This window comes from Chitinophaga sp., from assembly GCF_036566945.1.
Lineage (GTDB): Bacteria > Bacteroidota > Bacteroidia > Chitinophagales > Chitinophagaceae > Chitinophaga.
The window spans coordinates 1-3,612 of sequence record NZ_DATCVJ010000645.1 but is presented as its reverse complement, the minus strand read 5'-3'; the positions used below and the strand labels follow the sequence as shown (position 1 = coordinate 3,612).

Genomic DNA, 3,612 nt, shown 5'->3' with positions numbered 1-3,612 from the left:
AATCATACACATGGCATTGGCCATTTGTAGCGGCGTTACGGCTACCTGCCCCTGTCCCATGCCTACATATAATTCTGAACAGGAATTCCAGTTACCGTTATAGAGCCGGTTCAACACCGTAGTATCCGCCACTATGCCCGGGCTCTCGCCGGGGATGTCAATACCCAGTTTATGTCCCAGCCCGAATTTAGACATGTACTCTTTCCATTTGGTATGTCCTTTTTTTACACCACCCCATTTATCGCTATCTACTTCCAGCCGGTACAGGTGCATAAAGTAAGAGTTGCAGGAATGCGCCATGGCTATACGCAGGTTACTGGCGTGACCAGCCTCCGAGTGCATACAACCTATACGACGCCCACAGGCGTAATAAGCACCGTGGCAGTCGTATCCGAAGTTGGGTGTAATCAGCCCCTCATCCAGTGCTACAATGGCCGTTAAGGGTTTCATGGAAGATCCGGGCTGATAGGTAGCCTGTATGCCCCGATTCAGGAACGGTTCTGTAGGATCGGTAAACAGCTTGCCTACATTCCTGGTACGGGAACTGCCCGTAAGCAGATTGGGGTCAAAGACAGGCCCGCTTACCATGGCCAGGATGCCGCCACTCTGCGGATCAATGGCCACGATACTTCCGCTCTTATTGCGCATCAGTTGTTCTCCCAATACCTGCAATTCAATATCCAGCGATAAACGCAGGTTTTTACCCGCAATAGCAGCAGTATCAAACGCGCCATCTTCCAATGCTCCCTGCGGACGGTTTAAGTTGTCTTTGATAATATACTGCGTACCCCGCTGTCCCATTAAGACTGCCTCGTACGTTTTCTCCAAACCAGTTAATCCCACATAGTCACCCGACTGATAGTCGGCATACCCTTTCATCTTCAGCATCCCCGGTGATATTTCACCAATGTAGCCCAGTATATTAGCCGCTGCTTTATAAGGATAGGCGCGTACCGGCCGTTGCACTAACTCAAAACCCGCCTGAAACAGGTACATACTTTCCTGTAAACGACTATACGTAGTAGCAGATAATAACCCGGCGAAAACAGAAGGGCGCACCCGCCCGTTCTTCTTAACGGCGTCGGCTATACGTGATTTAAATTCTTCGGTACTGATTTCCAGAATATTACAGAGATAGGCCGTATCTATTTTTTTAACAGCAGCAGGTGTCACCACCAGATCATACAAAATGTCGTTACTGAGAATACTCCGGTTTTGCCGGTCAAAAATAATCCCGCGGCTGGGATACACAATTTTTCGTGTAACAGCGTTGGCATCCGCCAGCCGCACATATTTTTTATCAATTACCTGCAGGAAGAACAACCTCGCAGCAAAAATTAAGACTAATCCCGTGATAATGAGTACTACAACGGTTTTTCTCGGTTGGTTATAAGCGGACATGGTCAAGTGATGACAGGCATCTGTTTAGAACGACAAAGCTATTTCATAAAAATAGTTCTGTATAAAAAAATAGATAAGCGGCCATTACAAATGATAAGATGACCAACTTTACTTTCCTTCCTTTTTGAAAGTACCCGTCACCCCATCCCAGCTATATTTGGCGGCATCCTTCGTTTCTTTATACACCGGCTCTCCATTTTTATCCATTTTTTCGGTGGCCTCTCCCTCTTTCATATTCCAGTATATCATGTCGGGCTGTCCGTTCTTCTCTCCCGGAAAAGTAAACGTTTCCTCATGATAAAATGCGCCGGCATCTGAAACATCCATTCTTTCCGGTAAAGGCACCAGCCGGCTATCATTCAACCACGCAAAATAATAATAGTTGGAAGGGATGGCACAGGCAGATCCGGTAAAGGTGAGCGTAATAATGTTTTGTACATTGGAAAGTCCCAGACCACTCATCACCCTCGCCTCGGTGAAGTTAGCCACTTCGGCGTCATCGACCCGGCAGGAACCAGTAGCCTTCAGCTTTCCGGCCTGTACTACTTTCAGTTTCACGAGGAATTGTTTGGTAACGGTTTTAACACCATCTTCTACAAATACAGAATCTACGTGCCGGTCTATCGCATACACAAACTTCGTATCCCCTCTGCGTAAAGGCGCAAAGGAAATGAGTCCCTGCCAAAGAAAGCCTTCTTTGTCGATACCATTCTTCTTATATTTTATGGCTACCCAGGGAGCGGTAAGCCCTTTCAGGTTCAATAACTGATCGGTAATTTTCGTTACGGTAATATCATCACCGGCGAACAAGGTATCTAAGGGAGATTGTTTCGTATCAGCGCTGACACGTACAAAGGCGGTATCTGCAAAAATATATCGGCTGTCAGTCACCTGAAGGCTCCAGGTACGCACATCATCCTGTGCAAAAGTGCTGGCTGCATTAAAGAACAAACAACAAACAAGTACAAAAAAAGGCATCGCTTTCATGAGGTTAGGTATTAGAGCGCAAAAGTAACGCTTTACCACATGAAAACGACGCCCCCTGTTATTTTGCCGGCGGACAGATCTGCATCATATACACCGCACTACTGGCCTCGTAAGATTGTAACACACCGGTTACACAAGGCACCTTATAATTACGGTAGGTAAGGCCGCGTGTCACGTCCCTGTTGCCCCAGGCGGCATTGATATTTTTCTGTATCCAGGGTAGGAACTGTGTTTGTTTGGCATCGATAATCAGTTGCATCACGTACTGGCCCAAAATAGCTTTCAATACGCCCTGCTCATTCCAATCGCCTTCCGCAGGCAGAATGCCATTTACATCACTCATAGTTTTCTGCGTATAAGTGGCCGCCAGATTCGCCTGATCAAGATAGCTGCCGGTTCCGGTAGCCTTGTACAGCAGCACGGCGGCGCCAATAAAGGTGCCCTGATTATAAGTATAGTCTGACCAGCCTTTATTGCCATTTACATTATTATCTGCTACCCTGCCGGTATTCAGGTCAAACAGGTTATTCACGCCCCAGGCATATACCTCTTTTGCTTTCTGTAAATAACTATCATCGCCGGTAATTTTGTACAGGGTCATGGCTGCAATAACAGTAGGGAAATTGATACAGGCGTTTTTACCACTGTGATTAAAATCCCAGAACATGCCCCCTTTCACCGGATCATAGGAACCGTCCCATACCCGCTTGAAACCAGCTACCGAAAGATCCAGGTAATCTTTGGTACCCGTCAGCTGATGCGCCCTGGCCAATGAGATCACCCACCACATCATGTCGTCATAAATAAACCATTCTTTGGTATTGTTCCAATTGTATTTATCATACCGGTTGTAAGCACCCTCATAAATGTCTGTGATCCGTTGCAGGTCTGCCGGATCATTGGTACGTTTATATACATTCATGGCCATGTCCCAGTAAATGGCCTGGGTCCAGATGGCGCCAATACCTTTCTTCTCTGTATTGGCATAGTACAGCTTATCGCTGGTGCTGTAGAAATACTGGTTAAACGTATTGTAGGCAGTACTGGCATCTTTAATCGTAAAAGATACACCCGGCACCGACGTGGGTCCTACAGGATCGCTCTTTGCACTGCTTTTGGAACAGTTGCTGTGCAATAGCAACGTAGCTAAAAGTATACAGGTAATTCTATTCATATCGTATCATTGAGAATTACGAATTACAAATTACGAATTACGGATTTGTG

At 46.3% G+C, this 3,612-nt stretch carries 3 protein-coding genes; all 3 read right to left on the bottom strand.

Annotation, left to right across the window (positions count from 1 at the left end; all coding sequences use genetic code 11):
- Positions 1-1,401 (bottom strand): peptidoglycan D,D-transpeptidase FtsI family protein (locus tag VIP81_RS19670; protein ID WP_331965036.1); only part of this gene is annotated, 1,401 nt, incomplete at its 3' end.
- A 108-nt stretch (positions 1,402-1,509) separates the two neighbouring features.
- Entirely contained in the window at positions 1,510-2,388 is an 879-nt protein-coding gene (locus tag VIP81_RS19665; protein ID WP_331965033.1) for a hypothetical protein, read from the bottom strand.
- 58 nt (positions 2,389-2,446) lie between these two features.
- The gene (locus VIP81_RS19660; protein WP_331965030.1) at positions 2,447-3,562 is read right to left on the bottom strand and encodes a glycoside hydrolase family 76 protein; all 1,116 of its coding nucleotides are present in this window, start codon (positions 3,560-3,562) and stop codon (positions 2,447-2,449) included.
- Positions 3,563-3,612: the final 50 nt, after the last annotated feature.